We start from the raw sequence: 26,791 nt of genomic DNA, 5'->3' as shown, positions 1-26,791 counted from the left end.
ATAGATAAGGAAGTAAGCGAATGAGATGAGGTGGAAAAATGCCTGCTACTAAGGAGCTCTCGGCTGTTCTACCCATACACCCTGAAGGTGCAAGCGGTGTTTCTTCGCTCGATATGGCGTCGCTGCTGCTTTGTGCTTACGAGCTGGGTGATTGGATTAATCAGTCGGCTGAAGTTGCCGAATATTTATATTGGAAAGACGCAGTCAGCGAGGATGCTGATGTTAAGGCGCTGACCAGGAAGTTTGAAAAGGCGAAAGAGCTGTTTGAGGAATGCCAGCGTTTTGGGCGTTTTCATCCGGATTTTCATGCAGCCAAAGATAAAATTAAGCTGGTTGAAGCTGAGCTCGCCCAAATCGAGGCGGTCGTTCGATTCAAATCAGCGGAGCAGGCTGTTGATACGATGCTGTTTGAGGTATCACGGACCATTGCTGAATCAGTATCGGACACGATTAAAGTGCCGAGCAATGAAGCAAGCGGCGGCGGTTGCGGAAGCGGCGGATCATGTGGCTGTGGAAGCGGCGGTTGCGGCTAGGCGGCTCTGCTCGGTGTGAATTTTACACAGGTGGAGGGAATCGTATTGTTACCGGAACGGACGGGTTATATTATATGGGTCAGTGACCTAAAGGCGGCCAGATCGCTAGAAAAACACGGCACCGTTCATTACATGTCGCGCAAAATGCACTATGTCGTCATCTACGTAAATGCCGAACGTGCCGAAGAAGTGCTGCGCAATATTGGACGTTTGCCATTCGTTCGCAGAATTGAACGTTCCTTCCGGAATGAGCTGCGAACGGAATATACGAAAGACAGTGAAGACAAAACAAGATTTTACAGCATGTAGCTGCTGGCAGCGAACAGGCTGTGCGCAATAGCCCGGGTGGGGTACAACCACCCGGGCTATTTTTTTATGCCTAGCAATATAATGAAAGTAGCCTCCGTAAAAGAGAAGCTAAAATCGATTTCGGAAAAGGAAGCGAAACGCTGAGTTAGCAAGCCTGTGGCGGGATCATAATCAGAACCGCGGTCGCGGCGGCGTCACGTCAACTGTTATTTTTGAGATTCAGCATTTTTTCTGTTGTAAAATCGGTCAATCATGGTAAAATACTTGATATATTAGTCATAAAGGCCTGGTTCTTTAGGAGGAGGGTTCGTGATGAAGGACAAGTTGACGAAACGATGGAGCACCTATGAAACGTTCTATGTCGATCTGGGCGATATGAAAGTTTCTGATATTGTCATTACGAATCATGCCCGTAGCCGCTGGATTGATCGAGTTGAACATGAGAAAACTGGCTATGAGGATATCGCAGAATTTTTGTGGGAATGCTTGAAGCAGGGCAGAATCGAGTCGTATTACCGCAATGAGCAGGATGTCTATTTAATTGACAATGATTTGGTTTTCGTAGCTGAATTTTCGCCTTCCCTGACAGATACGGACATCTTGGGGAACCCGCTGCACAAAATGATTATCGTGACCTTTCTCGGCCGCATGTCGGAGACGATGGAGCTTAGAGATTTGAAATCCTATTATTCCTGGCTGCGCCATTCCCGGCGAATGACGCTCGTTAAAAATAGCCGCAAGAAGAAATAAACCGGCCCTTATATGGAATTAAAAATGAAAGCGCATCTTCGATTCGCAAGCATGGTTAAGCAGCAGCTAGCCGTGCGATGAACGATAGTTGCGCTTTTTCGTGCGTTTTGGCCTAGCCATATAGTATAATATAGGGCAAAGGAAAGGGTGGTCGGCCAGATGGCGCTTAATTTTCATCAACTGCATATTTTTTATACCGTCGCGGAACGGGGCAGCTTTTCGGCTGCGGCGCAAGCGCTCCATATGACCCAGCCGGCCGTGACCATGCAGGTTCAGTCGCTGGAGGATTATTTTGGCACGAAGCTGCTGCTGCGTTCGACAAAGCGAATCGAGCTGACAGAAGCCGGGCAGGAGCTGATGCCGTACGCGAGACGCAGTATTGAGCTAATTAGAGATACAGATCAAGCGATGAGCTTGTTTACAAAGCAATTAAAGGGACGGCTGCTGCTTGGAGGCAGTCTGACGATAGGAGAATACATACTTCCACGGCTGCTCGGCCCTTTCGGTCAAGCTTATCCGGACATTGCCATCAGCATGAAGGTGATGAACACAGCGCAAATTATGGAGGATATCATTAATCATCAGCTGAATTTTGGGCTTATTGAAGCGCCTGTCAATCATCCGGATATGCAGATGGAGGCCGTCATGAGCGATGAGCTGCATCTCGTAGTGCCACAGGGTCACCCGCTAGCGGGGCGAACGGATGTGACGCTGACAGAGGCGGCAAGCTATCCCTTTGTGCTGCGTGAGCAAGGCTCTGGAACGAGGCTTGTGATGGAAGAGCAGCTGAAGCGCAAAAATATTGATCCTTCCGATCTTAAGGTCGTCATGGATCTTGGAAGCACCGGCGCGGTAAAATGTGCGGTAGAAGCGGGCTTAGGCATTTCTTTTCTGTCCTCCTCATCGACCAAGCATGAAATTGCGCTAGGCTTGTTGCATAGCGTGCCGATTGTAGATACGAAATTTAAACGGCAGTTTTATTCGATTTATTTGAAATCCGCGCTGCTGCCGATTTCTGCGGTCACTTTTTTAACGTTTCTTAGAGAAAATGATTTGAGAAAATGGCTATGAGGAGCAGTGAGATGAGACAAGCTGATTTGCATACACATACGACGGCTTCCGACGGTACAGGCTCCCCAAGCTACAATGTGCAGCTAGCAAAGGCAGCAGGGCTGGCAGCGATTGCGATAACCGACCATGATACGATGGCTGGGGTGGAAGAGGCGCTGGCGGAAGGCGAGCGATTAGGCATCACGGTGGTGCCAGGAGTAGAGCTAAGCACGGTGGCAGATGGTCAGGACATTCATGTGCTCGGCTATTATGCGAATTGGCGGGATCAATTATGGCAGCAGCGCCTTACGGGGCTGCGTTCAGTTCGTGACAAACGCAATGAGCTAATCGTTGCCAAGCTCGTAGAGCTGGGCATCGACATAACGCTGGAGGAGGTTATAGCGGTCGCGCTGGAGCACTCTGGCGATGCGGCGGGCGGGAAGACGGTAGGCCGTCCGCATATAGCGGAGCTGCTCATTCGTAAAGGGGCAGTCGCCACCATGCGGGAGGCGTTCGACCGTTATCTGGCTTCGGGAAGCGCAGCCTATGTCAATCCGCCTCGCGTGAATCCTTATGAAGCGATTAGCTGGATCAAGGAAGCGGGTGGCGTGAGCGTGCTGGCTCATCCTGGTTTATACAGCAACGACAAGCTGGTGGAGGAATTAATTCGCAGTGGCGGCGTTCAAGGCATTGAGGTTTATCATTCCGATCATGGCCCCCAGGAGGAAGCGAGATATTTGCAGCTTGCGGAGCAATACGGCTTGATTGTAACCGGTGGCTCTGATTATCACGGTGAACGGGAAGGCAAAGTATTTCACGGCGCAATTGGCAGCCGGACAGTGGATGCGGGCGTCTTGGAGCTATTGAAATCTGGATTGAACTTGAACGATGTGAGTTCGTAAAGATAGGTCTTTTTAAATGAAAAGGACGTGACCAGCTGTGCTTAGCAGCGGGTTCACGTCCTTTTTTATGGTGTGCAGGCAATTTAGGCCATGTAGGCAAGGCCAAGTTGTACAGATGAGGCTGGCCTTTTGAAGCCTACTGCTTTAATTAGGTGATTTTTGAAGGCAGTGCTTTAATGCGCTGTTCGTCTGGCGTAATGAAAAGCGTCTTCTGATGATCATAGATGACGAAGCCTGGCTTGGCGCCGCTTGGCTTATGCACATGGCGTATCATCGTGTAGTCCACCGGAATCATGCTGGACGATCTTGCTTGACTGTAATGCGCCGCCAGCATAGCTGCCTCTTCAAGTGTAGCATCGCCAAAGCTGCCCCCGCGGATGACGACATGCGAGCCCGGGATGTCCTTCGTATGCAGCCAAGTGTCGGAGGAAGAGGCGAGACGGTTCGTCAAATATTCGTTTTGCGTATTGTTTTTGCCTACGTAAATCGCAATATTTTCCGAAGAGGTGTAACAGAGCAGAGAAGGCTGGGCCGCCTTTTTGCGTTTAGGTCCGCGCTTGCTGCTGCGATCCCTCAGGTAGCCCTGCGCAACGAGCTCCTCGCGAATTTCTTCCGTGTCGGCAAGCGACGCATTGTCCAGCTGCTGAAGCAGGGAGGACAAATAATCAATTTCTGCCTTCGCCAGCTCCATCTGCTCGCCAACGACAGCGATGCTGTTCTTATGCTTCGTATAGCGGCGGAAATAGCGCTGCGCATTGTCAGACGGTGTGAGCTGCGGATCAAGCTCTATCGTGACCGTCGCTTGATTTTCATCATAAAAGTTAACCAATGTCGCTACCTTATCCCCGCGCTGGATTTGATGCATGAAGGCGGTAAGCAGTTCGCCAAGGACGCGGTATTTATCGGCATCATGCGCGTCAACCAACGTTTCCTCCAGCTTGTCGATTTTTTTAATGTTTTTGGCTTTTTCGTTTTGCACAAAACGGATTAGATCGGAGGCGCGCTGCTTCACCGTATCCCGCTCGGCTTTATCGCCATAGAACGCTTCGAGCATTTCGCTGACGTTAGGGAAGCTTGCGGTTTCCCCTTCCAAATGAGTGAGCGCCGTGATGGAAAAATAAGCTTTGCCTTTCGCGTTCGTTACGATGGCGGGCTCAAATTCTCCCCGCTTTGCTTTGTCCATTAAAGCAGAAAAGCTCGGCCATAAGGCAGCTGCTGAATCATTAGCACGGTATGCAATCTCCTTGGCAAGCAGCGGACTCAAACCGCTGAAAGCTTCTACAAGCTGCTGAAAAATGGGAGCATCTGCACTAGCTTGCTTCTCTACTGCTGGTGTGCTGTCAGCTTCATCGCCAGCTGCCTCCGAATGAGCCGGCTCTGGCTTGCGAAGCGCTTCGTGGAACTGGTCCTCTCGGGCAATAGCAAATGGATCAAGCTTTCCTTGGTCAGGGGGAGAGACGTAGCTGCTGCCCGGCATGACGATGCGGAAGCTGCTGATGGAAGGCGTGACATGATGGATGCCGTCATGGATGATGCCGGTAGCCGGATCCAGCAAAATAATGTTGCTGTGCCGCCCCATAATTTCAATAACAATGCGTTTCAACGATAAGTCGCCGAGCTCGTCGCGGTGCCGGATATCGATATGTAAAATTCGTTCCCGTCCGATTTGGCTGATCGCTTCAATGACGCCGCCCTCGCAGTATTTGCGCAGCAGCATGCAGAACATCGGGGCTTCCATCGGATTGACATAAGTGCCCGTCGTCCAATGAAGCCGCGGATAGGTGGGATTGGCGGACAGCAGCAGCTTGCCGCTCATTCCGGCTCCACGAATGCTGAAGATGAGGTCGTTAGCTGTCGGCTGATGGATTTTATGAATGCGGGCGCCAATGCAGCGCTGCAAATCATCGGTAATTGCATGTATGACAATGCCGTCTAAGGCCATAATTCGCTAGCTCCTTTATGTTTCAGGTCACTGAAGGGCTCCTGAAATCGGTACGTATCTTTCTATCATGCCATAGTTGGGGCAAAAACTTAACCCCTTGTTGGGATATTTTGCGGGTTGTCCGAATACATTTAGGCTTGAGAGGCTGTCCGAGGGGCGCTGAGGCATATACGGGAGGGAAAAGAAGCGATGGAACAATTGAAATGGCATCAATTGGGTAAAGGGGAGCTGACGCAAGCGCTGAACAGCATCCCGGAGCAGGGGCTGGCTGCCGCTGAAGCGGCGGAAAGGTTGCAGCGGGATGGGCACAATGAGCTGACCGAGGGCAAGCGGGTATCGCCGATCATGCTGTTTCTCAATCAGTTCAAGGATTTTATGGTATTGGTGCTCATGGGCGCTACTCTTATATCAGGGCTTTTGGGCGAATATTTGGATGCGGTAACGATTATCGCCATTATCGTCATTAATTCTGTGCTCGGCTTCGTACAGGAGTTTCGGGCGGAAAAGTCGCTGCATGCGCTAAAAGAAATGTCGGCCCCGTCGGCCAAGGTGCTGCGCGGCGGGCAAATGATGGACATTCCAGCCAAGGACCTGGTCGTTGGTGATGTCATTGTGCTGGAGAGCGGGGACCGGATTCCTGCCGATGTGCGGCTGCTTGAGGCGAACAGCTGCTATACGGAGGAGTCTGCCTTAACGGGAGAGTCCGTGCCAGTGGGCAAGCATGCGATGGCAATTTCCGAAGCGGATTTGCCGCTCGGTGATCAGCGCAATATTGGGTTTATGGGCACGATGGTCACACGGGGCACTGCGAAGGGCATGGTCATTCGTACCGGAATGAAGACGGAGATGGGCACGATTGCCGAGCTTATCCAGCAGACGGAGTCGATGGAAACGCCGCTGCAGCACAGGCTGGAGCAGCTGGGCAAAATATTGATCGCCGTCGCCATTGGCCTGACGATTATCGTTGTTGTAGCAGGAATTTTGCATGGACAGCCTGCTTATGGCATGTTTCTGGCTGGCGTCAGCCTTGCTGTAGCCGCTATTCCCGAAGGGCTGCCCGCTATTGTGACGATAGCGCTCGCGCTTGGCGTGCAGCGGATGATCAAGCGCAAGGCTATCGTCCGTAAGCTGCCGTCGGTAGAGACGCTCGGCTGTGCCTCGGTTATTTGCTCAGACAAAACAGGCACGCTGACGCAAAATAAAATGACCGTCACGACCATTTGGATGGGCGGTCGCCGCCTGGATGTGACCGGGCAGGGCTATGAGCCTGTCGGAGCGATTTTGGAGGGCGGGGAGCCCGTCGATATGAAGCATGACGCCTCGCTTAAACGGCTGCTGCAAATTGCCGCGCTGTGCAATAATGCTTCGATTTATCAGGTGGAGCCAGAGGATGGCCGCAAGCGCAGCAGCAAAAATGCAGGGGAAGCCAAGCAGGAGTGGGTGCTCAATGGCGATCCGACCGAAGGAGCGCTCGTCGTGCTGGCAGCGAAGCTCGGCTTGACGGCCAAATCGCTGGAAGGGCTGTACAAGCGGGAGCGGGAGTTCCCGTTCGATTCGGAGCGCAAGCTGATGTCGGTATTGGCAGCCCATCAAGGAGGTCGCGTCATTTATGCGAAGGGCGCGCCAGATGTGCTCATGCACCAGTGCAGCTATGTGCTGTGGGATGGCAAGGTTGTGCCGTTTACAGGGACGCTTAAGCAAAAATATGCCGAGGCGAGCGAAGAGATGGCCCAATCAGCGCTGCGTGTGCTCGGTCTCGCCTATCGCGACCTGCGGGCGACGGATAAATGCAATAGCGAAGCGGAGGCGGAAAGCCAGCTCGTATTCGTTGGGCTTACGGGCATGATTGACCCGCCGCGCCGCGAAGCGAGGGAAGCGATCGCCGTATGCCGCCGCGCTGGCATCAAGACGGTGATGATTACAGGCGATCACCAGTTGACTGCGGAAGCCATCGCTGGGCAGCTGGGCATTATGCCCCGCGGAGGCATTGCGATGAGCGGCAAGCAGCTGGAAAGCATGAGCGATGAGCAGCTCGATCGACTCGTTGACAATGTATACGTTTATGCCCGCGTGTCTCCAGAGCATAAGCTGCGCATCGTCAAATCGCTCCAGCGCCAAGGGCATGTCGTTGCAATGACGGGCGACGGGGTAAATGATGCGCCAGCGATCAAAGCGGCTGATATCGGCATATCTATGGGCATTACCGGAACGGATGTCTCCAAGGAAGCGTCTGCCCTTATTTTGAGCGATGACAATTTCGCTTCCATTGTTTCAGCCATTGAAGAGGGTCGGAATATTTATGAAAATATCCGCAAATTCATCCGCTACTTGCTGGCATCGAATGTCGGCGAAATTATGACGATGCTGCTTGCTATGATGGTTGGCTTGCCGCTGCCGCTCGTGCCAATCCAAATTTTATGGGTCAATTTGGTGACCGACGGGCTGCCGGCGATGGCGCTTGGCGTCGATCAGGCGGAGAAGGATTTAATGAGCCAGAAGCCGCGCTCGGCGAAGGAAAATATTTTTGCCCGCCGACTTGGTTGGAAAATCATTAGCCGCGGCTTGCTCATCGGCTTATGTACGCTTGGGGCATTCTGGATTACGCTGATTGAGGCGCCGGGAAGCACGGAGCATTTGGTTAAAGCGCAAACCGTCGCGTTTGCAACACTCGTAATGGCGCAGCTCATTCATGTGTTTGACTGCCGCAGCTCGCGCTCGATTTTTCACCGCAATCCGCTGCAAAACCGTTATTTGGTGCTCGCTGTGCTATCGTCGCTCATTATGATGCTTGGCGTGCTTTACATTGAGCCGCTGCAGCCTATTTTCAAAACGGTGCCGCTTGGCCTGCGCGAATGGTGTCTCGTCTTTGTTGCAGCGGGAATTCCGACGTTCCTTATGGGAATTGGCAGCGTGCTGGGCACATCCAAGCCTAAAAACAAATCGGGCAAGCTGACGTTTGGCTCCAAAATGTCGACCAGATAACATAAAAGTACAAATGTTGATGTATTTAATGAATAGTGTTTATCCAAGCTTTGCGGTATGCTATCATTAATCAGAATCTTTTATTTATCAATGATAGCCGCGGCAAAGGAGCGTACACATATGAATTTCACGAAAATGCACGGATTAGGAAATGATTTTATCGTTATTGCGGGCGAGCAGCAGCTGCCTGATAACGCAGCTCAGCTTGCTATCGAATTGTGCAACCGATTTTTCGGTATTGGCGCAGACGGTCTTGTATACATTTTGCCTTCGGAAAATGCGGATTTCCGCATGCGCATCATCAATTCTGACGGCTCTGAAGCCGAACAATGCGGCAACGCGATTCGCTGCGTTGCAAAATACGTGTATGACAACGGCTTAACCAATAAGGAGCTCATTACGATTGAAACGCTTGGCGCAGGTGCACAGGCAGTACAATTGAGAGTAGAAGGCGGCAAAGTTCAAAGCGTTCGCGTTGATATGGGCGAGCCGATTTTGAATGGCCTGGCGGTTCCGACTACGGTAGACCAGGAGCAGGTTGTGGAGCATCCGATTGAGGTTGACGGCCATGAGTTCCGCTTTACTGCTGTATCGATGGGCAATCCGCATTGCGTTATTTACGTAGATGATGCGGCTAATTTCGACTTGGCTGCATGGGGTCCCAAGCTGGAGACCCATCCGATGTTCCCGCGCAAAATCAACGTAGAGTTCGTTACGGTCAATTCCCGCGAGCATACGGAAATGCGCGTTTGGGAACGCGGTGCAGGCCCGACGCTTGCTTGCGGTACAGGCGCTTGCGCGACGGTCGTTGCTTCGGTGCTGAACGGTTACACAGATCGGACGGCAACGGTGTCGCTGAAGGGCGGCGATCTGCTCATTGAATGGAATGAAGCGGATAATCATGTATATATGACAGGGCCAGCGGCAGAAGTTTTCCGCGGCTCATTATAAGGCGGATACGGCTATGGGAGAGATGAACAACAAACCGGATTTGCGCTCAGCAATCGCTGAGCGCATCTTAACTGGGGACGGCGCAATGGGAACCTTTCTGTATCAGATGGGGTTCCCTGTCGGCGTTTCGTATGAGGAATTTAATATTTTGCGTCCTGATGTTATTGAAAATGTTCACCGCCGCTATTATGAAGCGGGAGCACAGGTCATTGAAACGAACACCTTTTCGGCAAACTTGGAAAAGCTGTCGATTTACGGCTTGGAAGCGGAAATGGAAGCGATTAATCGTGCGGGTGTCCGCATTGCCCGCGCTGCATCCGGCCCGGATGCTTACGTAGTAGGGGCGGTCGGCTCGATTCGCGCCGGAAAGCTTAAAAACACAAGAACCGTCCGCGTCAGCGATGCATATGAGCGCCAAATGGCGGCGCTGCTGACAGAGGGCGTTGACGGTTTTATGCTTGAAACGTTTTACGATCTTGACGAAATGCTGCTGGCATTGCGGATTGCCCGCAAGCTTACGGATATCCCGGTCATCTGCCAATTCGCAGTTGAAGACGTTGGCCGTACGCAAGATGGCGTCAGCCTGAGACAGGCGTTCGACCAGCTTACCGATGAAGGCGCAGATGTCGTTGGCTTCAACTGCCGAAGCGGCCCGAACGGGATTATGCGGGCGATGAAAGCGATTGAAGGGGAAGCGACATGGCCGCTGTCCATTTTTCCGAACGCCGGTATTCCTGATTATGTGGACGGCAAATACACGTATGCGGCTACGCCGGAATATTTTGCGGCATCTGCACGCGAATTTGCGGACTACGGAGCGCGCATTGTCGGTGGCTGCTGCGGTACGACTCCTGAGCATGTCGCTGCAATGGCAGCAGCGCTGAACCACTATTCACCGCAAAGCGGTTCACAGGCAGCTGGAGAAACGGCTGTTGCGGAAGTAGAGACCATTGTTATTAATGAACAACCTCCGGTGAAGCTGGAAATTCCGGATGTACGCATGCCAAGCGAGCCGAACATCGTGGATACGGTCCGCGAGCGTCATACCGTAATTGTCGAGCTGGACCCGCCGCGCGATTTGGATATTAGCAAATTTATGGCGGGAGCAGCAGCGCTTAAGGCATGTGGAACGGACGCGGTTACGATGGCGGATAATTCGCTGGCAGTTACGCGCATGAGCAATTTGGCGCTCGCAGCGCTCGTGCAAGAGAAGGTCGGCTTGCGGCCGCTCGTGCACATTGCCTGCCGGGACCGCAATTTGATCGGTACGCAATCCCACTTGATGGGCCTTGACGCGCTTGGCATTGACCATGTGCTTGCGGTAACAGGCGACCCGGCCCGTTTTGGCGATTTGCCGGATTCCAGCTCCGTCTATGACTTCACCTCCTTTGAGATGATCCGCATGACGAAGCAGCTTAATGAAGGCATTGCCTTCTCCGGCAAGCCGCTGAAGCAAAAAGCGAATTTCATCGTCGGTGCCGCCTTCAACCCGAATGTGAAGCATTTGGACAAAGCGGTGCAGCGTTTGGAGCGCAAAATCAAATCCGGCGCCGATTACATTATGACACAGCCGGTCTACGATCCGGCTTTGATCAAACAGGTGGCAGAGGCGACAAAACATCTTCCGATTCCTGTTTTTATCGGTATTATGCCGCTTGCGAGCGGGCGCAATGCCGAGTACCTGCACAATGAGGTGCCGGGCATCCAGCTGTCGGATGAAGTTCGCCAGCGGATGGCTGGCCTTGAAGGGGAAGCGGGGCGTGCTGAAGGCGTTCGTATAGCCAAGGAGCTTCTGGATGAGGCGGTGCTCCATTTCAAAGGCATTTATCTAATTACACCGTTTATGTTTTATGATATGGCGGTCCAGCTTACGGAATATGTTTGGGAGAAAACAGGCGTTCATCGCTAATAGCATCGAAATGAATAAGGGGAAAGTGCCATTTTCATAAATATAAGCATTTATAAGTTTCACATTTATAAATGGGCTTATATTTCACCGCGAAACGTTAGCTTTGCCGCCAGAGGACGGCGACAGCCGTTTCACCTTGGTAGAATTTGCGCTTTGCCCTTGTTCGTTGCGCCAAAATCATTTAAGATGTATACTAATGAATACTGCCTCCCTGACTGGTTGGAATAGCAAGGCGAGGACAGGCTGTCGTACAGTTCGGATGTTGTCTATACGTCCGCCTAGCGGAAAACGTATGCCCCGGACTTTTTTCGTCAACAATAATGCAATAGTTCTGCCGTTATTTGGCAGGTGGAGTGCATTCATCGTCCAAATACTTATACTTAATATCTTGTTTATTCGGGCAGTTGCACGAGGGAGACCGGAGGGGGAGCTTACTTGGCTATTAAACTAATTAATATTGGCTTTGGCAACATTGTGTCAGCCAACCGCATTATTTCAATCGTGAGCCCCGAATCGGCGCCGATTAAGCGGATTATCCAGGAAGCGCGCGACCGTCATATGCTTATTGACGCCACATATGGAAGACGTACGCGAGCGGTAATTATTACGGACAGCGACCACGTTATTCTATCAGCAGTACAGCCGGAGACGGTAGCACACCGTCTTTCCACTAAGGATGACGATAACGACGAATAGTACGGGGAGTCTTATGAATAAGGGATTGTTAATTGTATTGTCCGGTCCATCCGGCGTAGGTAAAGGGACGGTTTGCTCCGTTCTGCGGAAAAAGATGCCTAATCTCGTATACTCTGTTTCGGCGACAACTCGTTTGCCGCGGCAAGGGGAAATTGATGGCGTAAACTATTTTTTTAAGACCCGAGAGCAGTTTCAGGAAATGATGGCTCGTGATGCCTTGCTGGAGCATGCGGAGTATGTCGGTAATTGCTACGGCACGCCGCGCGATTTCGTTGAACGGACACTGGCAGGCGGTCAGGACGTCATTTTGGAAATTGAAGTTCAAGGCGCATTGAAGGTTAAGGAGAAGTTTCCGGAAGGCGTGTTTATTTTCCTCGTGCCGCCATCTTTGGATGAGCTGAAGCAGCGCATTACAGGGCGTGGCACGGAGACGCAGGACACGATTAATCACCGGATGACGGTGGCGGAAGAAGAGATGAATCTGCTCAGCCATTATGATTATGCGGTCGTGAACGATGAGATTGAGGCGGCTTGTTACCGGATTGAGAGCATCCTTACCGCCGAGCATTGCAAGGCAAGCAAATATTTAGCGGAGCTGGGCGAGCTGCCAGCTGCAATCGAGAAAGCCTAAGCGAGGAGATGGAACATGTTATACCCTTCTATTGATGAAATGGTTAAGAAAGTCGACAGCAAATACTCGCTAGTCGTTGCAGCATCCAGACGCGCGCGCATGCTGCGCAATGGGGAAAAATCCGAGCTTAAATCGCCAAGATCGGCGAAATTTGTCGGTGTAGCGCTTGAAGAGATTTACGGCGATATCGTTGTCGTAGAATCGAAAGAACCGATCGAAGACTAGGCTGCTGGCCCTTTAGTCAGCTTATATGGCATTCAGGAGAGCAACCGTCATTTATGGCGGTTGTTTTTTGTTTTGGAAACTAGGGTATGCATGCAAACCAAATTTGGGCCATTACTCCTTACTCAGCGCTTATTTGAATCCAATCTTATCTGATGGTTCAAGGCTTAAGGTAGCTCAGCAAGCGAGTGTTGCAGGGACCATACAGCTCGGGATACGCGACCTCCATTTTTTTAGGACTGAGCTTCCGCTATTCTGGCTTTTTAGCCGATTTGAGGCCGTAAGCGGACAGGAATGCGGTTATAGCCTTCGTCATCCTATCAAAATACCGTTTGGCAGCGCATTAGCGTCTTCTGAGTCCGCGGCCACTGCCATAACGAGTGATTCGGTTGAATTAGCGGCCGCTGTGTCCGCCAAAAGTCCATGCACAAGGCTGCCTCTCCAGACGCAGCTCCTATTCATGTTTGAAGCTGAATTCAATCAGGATCAGCATCTGGCTTATTTGCGTTTGCATACACGCCCTAATGGACCATCCTTCGTGCAGGATGGTCTTTTTTCTATGTGAGGGTATTGGTGGGTCTACAAGGTGGGATTAAACATGTTATTTTTACTTTGCGTATTTTCAAGTCCGAAATCTTTGTTTTTGTTTGAAATATGTATATTCAAAGACAAACAAATATGATAGTATAAAAACAAGCAAAAACAAATATGATTTCGGAGGTTTGCAAAATGGTACAATCTTTATGGAATGCCTCTCTTGCAGCAGAAGTTGAAGCAGGTTTGGGTGAACTTGTATACCGTTCTAATATTATTGGCGCTGATCGCCGTGTATGTAACTGGGGAGGCGGCAACACTTCCTCCAAAACAATCGTAAAGGACTTCCGCGGCCGTGATGTGGAAGTAATGTTCGTTAAAGGCAGCGGCTCCGACCTTGCGTCCATGAAAGCAGGCAATTTTACTGGCCTTCGCATGGAAGACATTCGTCCATTGTTCGAACGCTCGGAAATGTCTGATGAGGATATGGTAGCGTATCTTGTTAACTGTATGATCGATTCCAAGCATCCGCGCGCTTCTATTGAAACGCTGCTGCATGCGTTCCTGCCGTTCAAGCATGTCGATCACACGCATCCGGATGCGATTATTAGCCTGTGCTGCGCAGACAACGGCAAAGCGGTTGCGAAAGAAATTTTCGGCGACCGTTTCGTCTGGGTTCCTTACGTGCGTCCGGGCTTTACCCTTTCCAAAATGATCGCGGAGGGCGTGCTTGCCAATCCGAAAGCTGAGCTTGTGCTTATGGAGAAGCACGGTCTGGTTACTTGGGGCGAGACTTCAGAGGAGTGCTACGCAAAAACAATTCAAATCATCAGCGAGGCAGAGGCTTACATTGAAGCTCGCGTTGATGAAGCGAAGCTGTTTGGCGGCGTAAAGCATGAGGCGCTTGCGGCTGATGTTCGCAGAAGCATTGCGGCACAAGTAATGCCGACGATTCGCGGTGCAGTAAGCGACGAGAAGAAAATGATTTTGACATTCGATGACGAAGCCGATGTGCTGCAATTTGTAGGCGGACAGAGCTCCGGAGTCGTTTCCCAAGTAGGCGCTGCTTGCCCGGATCACCTCGTTCATACGAAGGTTGTTCCACTGTATGTGGATTGGACACCGAACGTGGACGATGTAGAAGGCCTTAAAGCGAAGCTGAAAGAAAGCATTGCTGCCTATAAAGAGCAATACAAAGCGTATTTTGAACGCAACAAGCATGAAGGCGATGTTATGTTCGAAGCGGCTCCACGCGTTATTTTAATACCAGGCGTAGGCATGATCAATACAGGCAAAAGCTGGGCTAACTCCAAAGTCAGCGGCGCGCTTTACCACCGTGCGATTGCGGTTATTAGAGGAGCGACAGCTCTGGGCGAGTTCGTCTCGCTTAGCGAAAATGAGTCCTACAACGTTGAATATTGGCCGCTTGAGCTGTACAAATTGTCGCTTGCTCCAGCTGAAACCGAATTTTCCCGTAAAGTGGCGTTCATTACCGGCGGTGCTGGCGGAATCGGCAGCGAAACAGCTCGCCGCCTCGTTTCTGAAGGCGCGCATGTGGTGCTAGCAGACTTGAATCTTGAAGGCGCTGAGAAAGTAGCGGCGGAAATTAATGAGAAGTATGGCGAAAACCGGGCGATTGCCGTTAAAATGGATGTAACGAGCGAAGAGCAGGTTGCTGCTGCTTACGCCGATACGGCGCTTGCTTATGGCGGCGTTGATATTATTGTCAACAATGCAGGCCTTGCTACATCGAGCCCATTTGACGAAACTTCGCTCAAGGAATGGAACCTGAACATGAACGTGCTGGGCACAGGCTATTTCCTTGTCGCTCGTGAAGCGTTCAAGCAAATGAAAACACAGGGCATCGGCGGCAACATGGTATTTATCGGCTCGAAAAACTCGGTATATGCAGGTAAAAATGCATCGGCTTACAGCTCCGCTAAAGCGCTAGAAGCTCATTTGGCCCGCTGTATTGCAGCTGAGGGCGGCGAATTCGGCATTCGTGTCAACACGGTGCTGCCGGATGCTATTTTGCAAGGCTCGGCGATTTGGAACGGGAGCTGGCGCAATGAGCGCGCAGCAGCTTACGGTATTGAGCCGGATCAGCTGGAAGAGTATTACCGCAAGCGTACGACGCTGCTGGTTAATATTTATCCGCGTGATATTGCCGAAGGCATTGCTTTCTTTGCTTCATCGAAATCGGAGAAGACGACTGGCTGCATGCTGACGATTGACGGCGGCGTACCAGCAGCGTTTACCCGCTAATTTTATTAGGAGAGATGCGGATATGTATAAAGCTCAGGGAGAAAAGCATTGGTTTATACCGGACGGTTACATTCCAGAGACGAGCTCCGGCTCGCTGCCCAGCCATGAGTCCATCTGTGTGCTGAATACATCGTCGGAAGAAGCGCTGCTGCGGATTACGATCTTTTTCGAAGACCGCGACCCCATGACCGATATTCTTGTGGTGATTCCTGCCAGACGTACGAAGCATGTCCGCACCAGCTCCTTAGGCAAAAACGGGACGCCGATTCCAATCGGCGTTCCATATGCCATCGAGCTGCAAAGCGACATTCCGGTCATTGTACAATACAGCAGGCTGGATTCTACGCAAGCGGAAAATGCATTAATGTCAACGATGGGCTATCCTATTAAATAAAATCATATTTTATAATGGAAAGGGTGTTTGAACATGTCCGATCGCGCGTATCAGCTATTGGAAGAACAGCAGAAGGCCAGAGGTATTAATTTGGATGCCGTCAAAGAGCAATTGAAAACGCTTAAAATTGAAACGCCTTCATGGGGCTATGGGGATTCAGGTACGCGCTTCAAGGTTTATCAGAAGGAAGGCGTTCCACGCACGCCATTCGAGAAAATTGAAGATGCAGCGCAGGTTCACCGTTATTCAGGCCTAGCGCCATCGGTTGCGATTCATATTCCTTGGGACAAAGTGGACGATTATAGCAAGCTGAGAAGCCATGCGGAAAATCTCGGCCTCAAGATTGGTGCGGTTAATCCGAACTTATTCCAAGAAGATGAATACATGCTTGGAAGCGTGACGAATGCGAATGAAAAAATTCGCCGCAAAGCGACGGATCATTTGCTGGAATGTGTGCAGATTGCCAAAGAAACAGGCTCGCGCGATATTAGCCTATGGTTCGCAGACGGCACCAACTATCCGGGCCAAGGCGATATTCGCAAGCGTAAAGCATGGATGCAGGAATCGCTTTCCGAAATGTACCGTGCACTTGATCCTCAAATGCGGATGCTGATTGAATATAAATGCTTTGAGCCTGCTTTCTATCATACCGATCTGGCAGATTGGGGCATGTCGTATAATTTGGCGATGAAGCTTGGACCGCAGGCAGAAGTGCTTGTTGATACGGGGCATCATCTGCAAGGCGCGAACATTGAACATATCGTCGCTTACCTGATTGACGAGAAGCGTCTGGGCGGCTTCCACTTTAACAGCCGTAAATATGCCGATGATGATCTCATCGTAGGAACGACGAATCCTTATGAGCTGTTCCTGATTTTCTATCAAATTTTGCTGGCTAGCAAAGATAATGATGAAGCGATTCGCAACAACGTCAGCAATATTGCTTATATGATTGACCAATCGCACAGCATTGAACAGAAAATTCCAGCGATGCTGCGTTCGGTACTGAACGTACAGACTCAATTCGCGAAAGCATTGCTGATCAATCATGATGAAGTAACAGATGCGCAAAACAGAGATGATGTGCTTGGCGCTGAAGACGCCGTTCGCAAAGCGTTTGAATTCGACGTAACGCCGCTGCTGCATGCCGTTCGTCAGGAGCAAGGCTTGCCGCTTGATCCAATGCGCGCGTATTTGGACAGCAGCTATGGCAAGGATATTCTAGCGAGAGGCAAGGGCGGTGCCAGCTGGTGACCATTCTTGCTTACGATTTAGGGGCGAGCAGCGGAAGAGCGCTGCTTGGCCGCCTCGTTAACAACAAAATCGAAGTGGAAGAAATACATCGGTTCTCGAATGATCCGGTACAAGTGGGAGAGCGTCTGCATTGGGACGTTCTTCGCTTGTATTATGAGATCAAACAAGGCTTGGTCAAAGCGGGGCAGTTAAAGGTAGAGCCGCAAAGCATCGGTATTGATACGTGGGCTGTAGATTTTGGCCTTATTGGAAGCAGCGGCGAACTGCTCGGAAATCCTTATCATTACCGCGACCGTCATACGGATGGCATGATGGAGAAGGTTTTTACAGCGATTCCGCAGACGGATATTTTCGAGCGGACGGGCATTCAGTTTTTAAGCTTTAATACGATATATCAGCTCGCTGCAATGCAGCAAAATGGATCGCCGCTGCTGCGTGAAGCCCAGCATTTTCTCATGATTCCAGATTTGCTGCGGTATTATTTGACGGGCGATATGCTTAATGAGTTTTCCAATGCGACAACGACCCAGCTGTTTAATCCGCTAACCGGAGATTGGGACAGCGAATTGATTGAACGTCTTGGATTGAATCGCAGCATGTTTGGCCAGGTCGTTCAACCAGGAGCGGACGCTGGCCGTATTCGTCCTTCCGTAAGCGCCGAGCTTGGCGTTGGCAATATTCCGGTTATCGCCGTTGCCGAGCATGATACAGGATCTGCGGTTGCAGCGGTGCCAGCGCTTCAGCGGCCATTCGCGTATTTGAGCTGCGGCACCTGGTCGCTGATGGGGACAGAAGTAGAGCGTCCAGTCATTAACGAGACAGCCTACCGCCTCAACTTTACGAATGAAGGTGGCGTAGACGGTACGTTCCGCCTGCTCAAAAACATTATGGGCCTCTGGATCGTGCAGGAACTGAAACGCGAATGGGATCAAGCGGGGAACGTCCAATCCTTTGCAGAGCTTGTCAAGCTGGCGGGAGAAGCGAAGCCTTTCACTGCTTTCATCGATCCCGACGCTGCGGTATTTTTGCCGCCAGGCGGCATGGAAGCGCGCATTCGCGCCTATTGCGAGTTGACGGGGCAGCAGCTTGATCGCAATCCGGGCGCAATTGTGCGTTGTGTATTGGAGAGCCTCGCGTTAAAATATCGTTATGTGCTGGAATTAACCGAGCAGCTTTCCGAGCAGCAGTTTAACGGTCTGCATATGGTTGGCGGCGGCATTCAGAATAAGCTGCTATGCCAGTGGACGGCTAATGCCATCGGCAAGCCGGTATGGGCAGGTCCGGTTGAAGGCAGCGCAATCGGCAATATGATTGTGCAATGGATTGCCCGCGGCGAGCTGGCCGATATATGGGAAGCGCGCAAAGTGATTCGGGATTCCTTCGAGGTAGAGCATTACGAGCCGACGGAGCAGCAAGCATGGCAGGAAGCTTACGGCCGGTTTACACAGGTGACGGGGCTGTAGTTTTGTGAAAGAAAGGAGGGCGGCTTATGCTGGTTGCGGAGCGTTATGAAAAAATCGTACAGCTGGTGAATGACAGAGGCAGTATAAGAGTGTCCGAGCTCAGCGAGCTATGCGGCGTAACGGAGGAAACGATACGGCGCGATTTGGATCGCTTGGAGCAGGCAGGCAAGCTGCGGCGTTCGCACGGCGGCGCGGTGAACGTGAAGGATCAGCAGCCGGAGACGCCCTTTACCGAACGGGAAATTACCCATGCGGAGGAGAAACGGCAAATTGCACAGGAAGCGATTAAGCTTATTAAGCCGAAGGACCGAATCGTACTCGATGCCAGTACAACGGCTTGGTATATGGCCTCGCATTTGCCCGATATACCGCTAACGGTATTGACCAATTCCATTAAGGTCGCGCTGGAGCTGAGCACGAAGGAGAAGATTGAGGTTATCTCCACCGGCGGGCTGCTCGCTTCACGCTCGCTGTCCTACGTTGGTCCGCTTGCGGAACGCTCGCTTGATGCGTATTACGTCGATAAACTGTTTTTATCGTGCAAGGGCGTGCATTTGGAGCGGGGGATCAGCGAATCGAGCGAGCTGCAGGCGCGCATTAAGCTGAAAATGATCGGCATTGCCGATCAGGTCGTATTGCTGGCTGATTCCAGCAAGTTCGGCGTACAAGCTTTTACGCAGGTAGCAGAGCTGAGTGATGTCCATTCTATTATTACAGACAAACGGATTGGTGCGGATACCGTTGCCGAGCTGAAAGCAAGGTCAATGGATTTGACGATTGTGTAAGGCGGCGTTCTAGCAAGCGGGATTTGTCAAAAGGTAATGGAAAGTGTTGGGAGTATGCAGGTTCTTTCCAGACGTTTTGCAGTCCCGCCTGCTTTGTCCAACTTGTCTGACAACCTGATATTATACATTTGTTATTCATCAGAGCAAAAGAGGTGCTAAAGGTGAAAGTATCCTTATTTATAACATGTTTAAGTGACGCGATGTATCCCAGAGTCGGCGAAGCGATGGTTCGGCTGCTTGCGAAATACGGCGTACGGCTTGATTTTCCAACGGTGCAAACCTGCTGCGGCCAGCCAGCCTTCAACAGCGGCTATTGGAAGGAAGCGCGGGAATCAGCGAAGACGATTTTGGATGCTTTTGAGGACAGCGATTTTGTCATTTCGCCTTCGGGCTCCTGCACAGGGATGATTCATCATTATCCGAAGCTGTTTGAAAATGACCCCATTATGCTTGCGCGAGCGAATAAGCTTCAGCAGAAGTCTTATGAATTCACCCAGTTTCTCGTTCAGGTGCTAGGGGTGAAGGATGTAGGCGCGGTGTACCCGCACAAGGTGACCTATCATCCATCGTGCCATGGCAGCCGCCTGCTTGGCATCAAGGAAGAGCCGATGGAGCTGATGCGGCATGTCAAAGGGATGGAGCTTGTGCCGCTGCCGTTCGCAGAGGACTGCTGCGGGTTCGGGGGAACGTTCGCCGTCAAGATGGCGGACATTTCTGGCGCAATGGTGACAGAGAAGGCGGACCATGTGCTGGAGACGGAAGCAGAGGTGCTCGTCGGTCTTGATCTCGCCTGCCTGATGAATATCGCGGGAAATTTGCGCTACCGCAATGAACCCGTGAAAGTGATGCATTTGGCTGAGCTATTGTATGAAGGGGTGAAGCAGGCATGAGTGCACCAGCAGGAACGAAAGTGCCGCCTACGGTTAAAGGCCGGGCAGATCTGGCGTTAAATGACGAGTTTTTGCGCAAGGCCGTTAAATTTACGACAGAGCGTTTGCGCAACGGCAAGCATGCGGCTACAGCCGAGCATGGCAACTGGGAAGATTGGCGCGAGCGCGGACGGCAAATTCGTCTGCATACGATCGCCCATCTGGACTATTATTTGAACTTGTTCGCTGACAATGCGCGGGCGAATGGCGTTCATGTGCATTTTGCTTCGACAGCGGCCGAGGCGGTGAAAGTATCTCTGGCGATCGCCAAGCAAGTAAAGGCCAAATCAGTCGTAAAATCCAAGTCGATGGTAACGGAAGAGCTGCATCTCAATCATGCGCTGGAAGAGCTCGGAATCGAAGCGATCGAAACCGATTTGGGCGAGTATATTATTCAGCTGGCTGGCGAGACGCCTTCGCATATTATTATTCCAGCCATTCACAAAAACCGCTTTCAGATCGCGGAGCTGCTGTCCAAGGAAGCGGGCGAGACGCTTGAAGCGGATACGACGATATTGGCGGGCTTCGTCCGCAAAAAACTGCGGGAGAAGTTTCTTGAAGCCGACATCGGCATGACGGGCTGTAATTTTGCGATTGCGGAAACCGGGTCGATGGTATTGTTTGAAAATGAAGGCAATGCGCGTATGGTGACGACGGTGCCGAAAACACAAATTACGCTGATGGGCATGGAACGGATTATTCCTTCCTGGTCGGATCTTGAAGTGATGGCGACGCTGCTGCCGCGTTCAGCGACCGGGCAGAAGCTGACGATGTATATGTCCGGCATTACTGGACCTCGCCGTGATGTGGATGCTGATGGGCCTGATGAAATGCACATTATTATTGTAGATAATGGGCGTTCCAACCAGCTTGGCGACCCTGAGTTTCAGGAGCTGCTCAATTGCATTCGCTGCGGCGCCTGCCTCAATGCTTGTCCGGTATACCGCCACATCGGCGGTCATGCCTATGGCGGGACGTACAGCGGACCTATTGGCGCGGTGCTCACGCCCGCGCTCCAAAAAAATGTCGGCGACTGGGACGATATCGCCAACGCCTCCAGCCTATGCGGCGCCTGCTATGAAGCATGCCCGGTCAAAATTCCGCTGCATGAAATGCTCATTTATTTGCGCAGACGCAAGCAAGAGGGCGGACATCGCGATTTGGCAGAAGCGGGCGGCATGAAAGGATTTTCGGCCATTATGGGCAATTCGGGCCGCTTCAAGGGCGTAGTCAAGCTGGGCAAGCTGGGACAGCGGCTCGTTGCACGCAATGGTGAAATTCGGCTTAAGCTGGGGCCGCTGAAGGGCTGGAACAGCTATCGCGTCACGCCAAGCCTGCCGAAGCAGTCGTTCCGCGATAAATGGGGCACGCTCGAGGAGGAGCTTCGCCATGGTCTGAATGAGCTGAGTCCAGATGCACGCAGCCGGATGGAGCAGCTCGTTCGCAACAGAGAGCAAAATGGAGGAGGGCATGGGCATGGCTGAACAGACGCATGAGCAATGGCTGGAAGAGCTTGCAGCAGATTCCCGCCGCAAGCAGGATGCTTTTATGAATGATATCGCAAATAAGCTGCGACGTCCGCGTGTACTAGAGAAGCCGGTGCACCCGTTCCGCGGTGCCCCGGACTTCTGGCAGGAATATGAATGGACGCTGGAAGAGCGGATTGAACGGTTTACAGCGAATTTTCATAGCAATGGCGGTCATGTCAGCCATTTTTCTACAATGGACGAGGCCAAGCAATTCATTAAGGATAAGGCGACGGAGCTTGGTGCGCGGTATATCATTAGGCAAAACCAGCCGGAGCTTGCCGGAATGAAGCTGGAGGAAGCACTTCCTAACGTAAGCCTAAGCGTATGGAATAGCGATGAAAATGAAAACTGGAAAGCGCGCGCGGCAGAAGCGGATTTTGGGGTTGTTGTGGCTGATTATGCGGCTGCCTATACGTCATCTATTGCGGTTTTGTCCGGAAAAGACAAGGGGCGTTCAGTAAGCCTGCTCCCAACCGTCCTAATCGTCATTATTCCGCTTGAGCGGTTGAAGACGAAGCTTGGAGAGATTTTAATTCCTCTGGATGAAGCGGGCCGCGAAAGCTTGCCGGCAGGCATTCATTTTATTTCGGGGCCAAGCCGCTCGTCCGATATTGAAAACGACCTGACAATTGGTGTTCATGGTCCCGGCGTCGTTTATGCGCTGCTGGTCGGATAGGTTTTAGATTTATTTTTTAAGCGGATTTAGGAAAAGGAGGCGGCTGGCTTGCAAGTAACGAAGCTGACAAAGCGGAACCATTACGAGGAAATAACGGCGCAAATTAAGCGTTTGATCGTAGATGGGGAGCTTAAGGTCGGAGACAAGCTGCCTTCCACTAAGGAGATGTCCGAGCGCTTTGGGGTAGGGCGGTCTACGACCAGAGAGGCGCTCAGTGCGCTTAAAGCGATGGGCCTTATTGACATTCGCCAAGGCGGCGGCTGTACAGTCATAAGCACGCTGCCCGCGGAGTTTGAGCTGCCCGAGCTCCAATCGCTGCGTATGAACCGCCAAACCTTATTGGAGCTGCTGGAGGCGCGCCAATCGTTCGAGGTATCGAATGCTGCTATCGCTTCTTCGAAACGGACGGCGGACGATCTGGCCGTGCTGAAGGAGCTTGTCGTCCAAATGAAGGCAGCTGCGGGCAATGATCTGGAAGGGGAACGCACCGACCTGCTATTCCATTTGACGCTTGTTAAGGCGACGCATAATACGATTTTGGTACAGCTTTTCGAGACGGTCATGAACCAGGTGGAAACCGCCATTCGCGAAATTCGCAGGGTGGAGCTGTATGCGAACCGCTCGGTTGCGGAGCAGCTTTACGAGGAGCATTTGGCCATTTATAAGGCGGTTGAAGCGCAGGACGCCGAGGCGGCGTCGCTGTCGATGCGGCAGCATCTGCATCACGTCGAAAGCATTTTGATGAAATATGTTTGAGCAGCAGCGGCAGTTCTGACGAGACAATCGTTCAGGGCTGCCGCTTTGCCATTTAAAGCAGCTTTTCCATATGTACACACGCCACATGCTCCCCGGATGAACGGAATTTTAATGAGATATTGAAAGGCTTATAGCCAAGCTTTTTGTAAAAAAGCATGCCTCTCGTATTCGTGTTATGGCATAGGAGATGCAGCTTCTTTACGTTTAATTTTTCCTTGGCGAGCATTTCTATCGTTTCGATCAAAAATCCCGCCGCTCCCTTGCCTCGATAATCAGAGGAGACAATGACATTTCCCAGCCAGCAGTCGTTGCTGTCATCCTTGTAAAAGTTGGCGTAGCAGACAACACTCTCACCATGTGTAATGACGGTTGGCTCCTGCCGGTTAGGAAGATTTTTCAAAATTTGCTCAGGTGTTAAAGGGTAGGCGGCCGACGGAAACATATAAGGTGAAACGGCTCTCGCCTTCCTTTGGCGGCGCGGCACGTTTCATTCCGAGAAATATAGAGAAGGTATCGCGTAATGCTATACTTTCCTATATTTCAAAATAATTCATCTTCGTTTTGTGGAAAGATAAATTTCCCCATTTCAAAAAATATTTTTACATATGTTTTAATTATTATGTATTCCCTTTTAAAGGGCTAGATGAAGATGGCAACTATCCATATGGACAAGAGAGATAGGGATTGAGCCACATAGCCATCAAGCTAAGAAATTAATACACCCCCAAAACGAAAAAAAGCTATTTTTCTTAAATAAAGGATAGCTTTTTTCGTTTTGGGGTAGTCGAAGATTTTAGCTTGATGGGCATGTGGCGGTAATCCTATCTGAATGGATGGGGGTAGTCCCCATCACATTAGAAGATTGGCTAACGTTCCTTGAGACTCCGACATGCAAAAAGGAATACCATTCTATTTGTATGAAGCCCGGTAAAGACGGCGAATCTTCGGTCCAGAAGCTGCGGAGGGGATTTACGGATTGTAACGGTGAAGAGGGGATGTCTTGGAAGTAGGTTCTTCTACTTTTAAGTCATCCCCTCTTTTTTTATTCCTGGTTTTTCTTGCGGTGGTAGTGCTGATTTACTTTGACGCGATTCCCGCACTTGTCCATGCTGCACCAGCGGCGCTGCTGATTGCGGCTGCTATCGTAGAAGAACAGGATGCAGGCATGATTCTCACACTTCTTGAGATTAGCCAGTTTGAATGTCGTGAAGAAGAGGCAGGCCTCTTCCAGGAACAAGGCGGGCAGCTGCGTGATCTCGTAGTTTCTGACAGTGGTGAATGGACGTTCCTGATCGCCTGCCTCGATTTGATAATAACTGCGGTAACGCGCCAACTCTTGATTGAGAAAAGTGACGATCGAGGCCGGAATGGATTGTTCCTGAATGATTTGGGTAAATGCCTGTTCAATCCGGCTGCGAATGATCAGGATCTTTTGAATGATGGTGTCCTGCTCGTCAGGGGTAAGCTCCTCTCGATCACTTATCACCCATTTCCGTCTGTCGGCCTGCTCCAGCCAGCTCATCAGATGACCCCAAGACTCGATGAGCTCTGTCCGGATTCCTTTGACATTCTTGCGGGTGTTCACAAAATCAGTTGTAAAGTGATTGCCTACAAAAACAAATGCGGGCTTATCTATGGTTGATCCAACTCCTTCTCTGTGCTCCTGTTTTAATTCTAACCGCTAAATTAGCTATTTACAAGTTATATAATATTGTGTATTGTAATGCCTGTAAGATATTTTTGGTGGTTAGGGGATATGGAAAATGAGATTGGGACACATTGGTTTGAATGTATCGGAAATAGAAAGATCGGTTCGATTCTATACGGAGGTATTGGGCTTTACACTGCGGAATCTATCGGAGGAACCCGGAAGAAAATTCGCACTGCTTGGCGATGATCAGAAGAATCTGGTCACCTTATGGCAGCAAAGTGAAGGAAGCTTCTCCCCACGGCTGCCGGGTCTGCATCATCTGGCCTTTGAAGTGGATTCGGTTGATTCCATTAAAGGATATGAGGAAAAATTGAGAGCGAACGGAGTTCCCTTCATCTATGATGGGATGGTTGCTCATACGGAGGGCGGAGACTCCGGCGGGATCTTCTTCGAAGATCCGGACGGGATCCGGTTGGAGATTTATGCGCTGCTGGGTGTGGGCTGCCACGCGCACACGGCGACGGAAGGGAAAGCTTGCGGTTTCTTCTGATGCACTATCATCCGGGCGAAATTCAGGTTCAGGAACGGGCGGGTGTAAGGGACATCGCAGCACGCAAAAATAACATTTACAGTGAGATTCCGCTAGCGGCGAAGACGTTCCTCGAAAGCCAGCCTTTTCTGATACTTGGCGCAGCAGATGACGATGGGGCAGTTTGGGCTTCCGTATGGTTCGGAACCCCCGGATTCATCAAGGTAGAAGACTCTCAGCATGCCATTATTAACGGTCTTCCTGATTCCCAGGACCCCTTCTCACTCTGCCTGTACCCCTCCAATCCGATCGCAGCCATTGCAGTCGACTTCGCCACCCGGCGCCGCATGCGCTTGAATGGCCGAATTGGGGAGATCCAACCGAACGGGTTTCAAGTTAGGGCAGAGCAAGTCTACTCCAACTGTCCGAAGTACATCCAAGCGCGTGAATGGACCCTAAGAGAAGGACCGAGCGTTGAACCGGTAGCTCAGGCACTGGAGACGCTCTCTGAAGAAGTGGTGACCCTGGTGAATAAAGCGGATACCTTCTTCATTGCAACTCAACATCTTCAGTATGGTACGGATGTATCCCACCGCGGGGGTATGCCGGGATTCGTAAGAGCCGAGGATGACCGGACGTTGGTGTTTCCGGATTACAGCGGCAATGCGATGTTTAATACGCTTGGGAATGCAGTCTGTTACCCGCAGGCAGGGCTGTTATTCATGGATTTTGACTCGGGCAGCCTTATTCAATTGACGGGAACGGTCGAGATTCTATGGGATGTGACTCCATTCGCCCACTGGTTCCAGGATGCCCAGCGGATCATCCGATTTCATCTGGAACGGGGAATTATTACGAGTCATGCGATGTCTCTAAGCTGGAGAACCGTACAGTACTCCCCTGCTAATCCGAGCGTAGTTGTGGAGTCCTAGTTGATCGGCATGAACTTTCACACCCCAATTCTGCAGCGTCGCCTTACCTTCCACGCTTAACACATAATCTTTTCCTTGTTCCTCTAAATAGTTCATATCAAGTAACCGATCCGTTAGGTCTACACCAATCCTACCAGCCAAGTGATCATAGCAAGTCCGAGCATGACGCAAAGTTTTAAGTTCATCGGATTCGCGGAGTGAACTTACGGATTTGGGT

The 26,791-nt window shown here is 51.2% G+C and carries 25 protein-coding genes; 22 read left to right on the top strand and 3 right to left on the bottom strand.

Annotated elements, in window-relative coordinates; genetic code table 11:
- The first annotated feature begins 38 nt into the window (after positions 1–38).
- From ASF12_RS20365 to ASF12_RS20345, 5 genes are all read left to right on the top strand, one after another.
- A complete protein-coding gene (locus ASF12_RS20365; protein WP_081418931.1) occupies positions 39–533 on the top strand; it encodes a YlbF family regulator in 495 nt (164 codons plus the stop codon).
- A gap of 45 nt (positions 534–578) precedes the next feature.
- Complete coding sequence (locus ASF12_RS20360; protein WP_046230587.1) at positions 579–842, top strand: YlbG family protein; 264 nt, start codon at positions 579–581, stop codon at positions 840–842.
- A gap of 312 nt (positions 843–1,154) precedes the next feature.
- A complete protein-coding gene (locus tag ASF12_RS20355; RefSeq protein ID WP_046230588.1) occupies positions 1,155–1,592 on the top strand; it encodes a hypothetical protein in 438 nt (145 codons plus the stop codon).
- Positions 1,593–1,751: 159 nt separating this feature from the next.
- A complete protein-coding gene (locus tag ASF12_RS20350; protein ID WP_046230589.1) occupies positions 1,752–2,663 on the top strand; it encodes a selenium metabolism-associated LysR family transcriptional regulator in 912 nt (303 codons plus the stop codon).
- 11 nt (positions 2,664–2,674) lie between these two features.
- The gene (locus tag ASF12_RS20345) at positions 2,675–3,544 is read left to right on the top strand and encodes a PHP domain-containing protein (protein WP_235533222.1); all 870 of its coding nucleotides are present in this window, start codon (positions 2,675–2,677) and stop codon (positions 3,542–3,544) included.
- A gap of 148 nt (positions 3,545–3,692) precedes the next feature.
- Here the strand turns inward: ASF12_RS20345 and ASF12_RS20340 are convergent, their stop codons facing one another.
- Positions 3,693–5,486, bottom strand: a complete 1,794-nt coding sequence (locus ASF12_RS20340; RefSeq protein WP_056038613.1) for an Rqc2 family fibronectin-binding protein — start codon at positions 5,484–5,486, stop codon at positions 3,693–3,695.
- A gap of 189 nt (positions 5,487–5,675) precedes the next feature.
- Here ASF12_RS20340 and ASF12_RS20335 point away from each other — a divergent pair, with 189 nt between their 5' ends.
- The 15 genes from ASF12_RS20335 to ASF12_RS20260 all read left to right on the top strand — a co-directional run bounded on the left by ASF12_RS20335 (position 5,676) and on the right by ASF12_RS20260 (position 23,462).
- A complete protein-coding gene (locus tag ASF12_RS20335; protein WP_056038610.1) occupies positions 5,676–8,468 on the top strand; it encodes a calcium-translocating P-type ATPase, SERCA-type in 2,793 nt (930 codons plus the stop codon).
- 120 nt (positions 8,469–8,588) lie between these two features.
- Positions 8,589–9,419 carry a diaminopimelate epimerase gene (dapF, locus tag ASF12_RS20330; protein WP_056038606.1) on the top strand — a complete coding sequence of 277 codons (831 nt, stop codon included), beginning with the start codon at positions 8,589–8,591 and terminating at the stop codon, positions 9,417–9,419.
- Positions 9,420–9,432: 13 nt separating this feature from the next.
- Positions 9,433–11,328 (top strand): bifunctional homocysteine S-methyltransferase/methylenetetrahydrofolate reductase, encoded by a 1,896-nt coding sequence (locus tag ASF12_RS20325; RefSeq protein ID WP_235533221.1) that lies wholly within the window; start codon positions 9,433–9,435, stop codon positions 11,326–11,328.
- Positions 11,329–11,763: 435 nt separating this feature from the next.
- Entirely contained in the window at positions 11,764–12,024 is a 261-nt protein-coding gene (gene remA, locus ASF12_RS20320; RefSeq protein WP_005548256.1) for an extracellular matrix/biofilm regulator RemA, read from the top strand.
- A 13-nt stretch (positions 12,025–12,037) separates the two neighbouring features.
- A complete protein-coding gene (gene gmk, locus ASF12_RS20315) occupies positions 12,038–12,655 on the top strand; it encodes a guanylate kinase (protein ID WP_056038605.1) in 618 nt (205 codons plus the stop codon).
- 15 nt (positions 12,656–12,670) lie between these two features.
- Positions 12,671–12,880: a DNA-directed RNA polymerase subunit omega gene (gene rpoZ, locus ASF12_RS20310; RefSeq protein ID WP_056038602.1), complete on the top strand. Its 210-nt coding sequence runs from the start codon at positions 12,671–12,673 to the stop codon at positions 12,878–12,880.
- 726 nt (positions 12,881–13,606) lie between these two features.
- Positions 13,607–15,676, top strand: a complete 2,070-nt coding sequence (locus ASF12_RS20300) for a bifunctional rhamnulose-1-phosphate aldolase/short-chain dehydrogenase (protein WP_056038596.1) — start codon at positions 13,607–13,609, stop codon at positions 15,674–15,676.
- 22 nt (positions 15,677–15,698) lie between these two features.
- Positions 15,699–16,070, top strand: a complete 372-nt coding sequence (locus tag ASF12_RS20295) for a sensory rhodopsin transducer (RefSeq protein ID WP_056038593.1) — start codon at positions 15,699–15,701, stop codon at positions 16,068–16,070.
- 33 nt (positions 16,071–16,103) lie between these two features.
- Positions 16,104–17,324 carry an L-rhamnose isomerase gene (gene rhaI / locus ASF12_RS20290; RefSeq protein ID WP_056038590.1) on the top strand — a complete coding sequence of 407 codons (1,221 nt, stop codon included), beginning with the start codon at positions 16,104–16,106 and terminating at the stop codon, positions 17,322–17,324.
- Positions 17,321–18,787 (top strand): rhamnulokinase, encoded by a 1,467-nt coding sequence (locus ASF12_RS20285; RefSeq protein WP_056038587.1) that lies wholly within the window; start codon positions 17,321–17,323, stop codon positions 18,785–18,787. Before rhaI ends, ASF12_RS20285 begins: the two co-directional genes overlap by 4 nt.
- A gap of 26 nt (positions 18,788–18,813) precedes the next feature.
- On the top strand, positions 18,814–19,572 hold the full coding sequence (locus ASF12_RS20280) for a DeoR/GlpR family DNA-binding transcription regulator (protein WP_056038584.1): 759 nt from the start codon (positions 18,814–18,816) through the stop codon (positions 19,570–19,572).
- 161 nt (positions 19,573–19,733) lie between these two features.
- Complete coding sequence (locus ASF12_RS20275; RefSeq protein ID WP_056038581.1) at positions 19,734–20,462, top strand: (Fe-S)-binding protein; 729 nt, start codon at positions 19,734–19,736, stop codon at positions 20,460–20,462.
- Positions 20,459–21,985 carry a LutB/LldF family L-lactate oxidation iron-sulfur protein gene (locus ASF12_RS20270; protein ID WP_056038578.1) on the top strand — a complete coding sequence of 509 codons (1,527 nt, stop codon included), beginning with the start codon at positions 20,459–20,461 and terminating at the stop codon, positions 21,983–21,985. Before ASF12_RS20275 ends, ASF12_RS20270 begins: the two co-directional genes overlap by 4 nt.
- Entirely contained in the window at positions 21,978–22,706 is a 729-nt protein-coding gene (locus ASF12_RS20265) for a LutC/YkgG family protein (RefSeq protein WP_056038576.1), read from the top strand. Before ASF12_RS20270 ends, ASF12_RS20265 begins: the two co-directional genes overlap by 8 nt.
- A 48-nt stretch (positions 22,707–22,754) precedes the next feature.
- Complete coding sequence (locus ASF12_RS20260) at positions 22,755–23,462, top strand: FadR/GntR family transcriptional regulator (RefSeq protein WP_056038573.1); 708 nt, start codon at positions 22,755–22,757, stop codon at positions 23,460–23,462.
- Between the two features lie 52 nt (positions 23,463–23,514).
- On the opposite strand, the gene ASF12_RS20255 is transcribed toward ASF12_RS20260, so the two are convergent.
- Positions 23,515–23,904 carry a GNAT family N-acetyltransferase gene (locus tag ASF12_RS20255; protein ID WP_056038571.1) on the bottom strand — a complete coding sequence of 130 codons (390 nt, stop codon included), beginning with the start codon at positions 23,902–23,904 and terminating at the stop codon, positions 23,515–23,517.
- A 600-nt stretch (positions 23,905–24,504) separates the two neighbouring features.
- Complete coding sequence (locus ASF12_RS33850; protein WP_327204934.1) at positions 24,505–25,098, bottom strand: CGNR zinc finger domain-containing protein; 594 nt, start codon at positions 25,096–25,098, stop codon at positions 24,505–24,507.
- A 127-nt stretch (positions 25,099–25,225) separates the two neighbouring features.
- Between ASF12_RS33850 and ASF12_RS20245 the strand changes: the two genes are divergently transcribed.
- Positions 25,226–25,663 (top strand): VOC family protein, encoded by a 438-nt coding sequence (locus ASF12_RS20245; RefSeq protein ID WP_056038567.1) that lies wholly within the window; start codon positions 25,226–25,228, stop codon positions 25,661–25,663.
- A complete protein-coding gene (locus ASF12_RS20240; RefSeq protein ID WP_056038564.1) occupies positions 25,648–26,574 on the top strand; it encodes a pyridoxamine 5'-phosphate oxidase family protein in 927 nt (308 codons plus the stop codon). Before ASF12_RS20245 ends, ASF12_RS20240 begins: the two co-directional genes overlap by 16 nt.
- The last annotated feature ends 217 nt before the right edge of the window (positions 26,575–26,791 follow it).

Origin of the sequence: Paenibacillus sp. Leaf72, from assembly GCF_001422685.1 — a bacterium.
GTDB lineage: Bacteria > Bacillota > Bacilli > Paenibacillales > Paenibacillaceae > Pristimantibacillus.
This window is presented reverse-complemented; position numbering and strand designations above follow the sequence as displayed.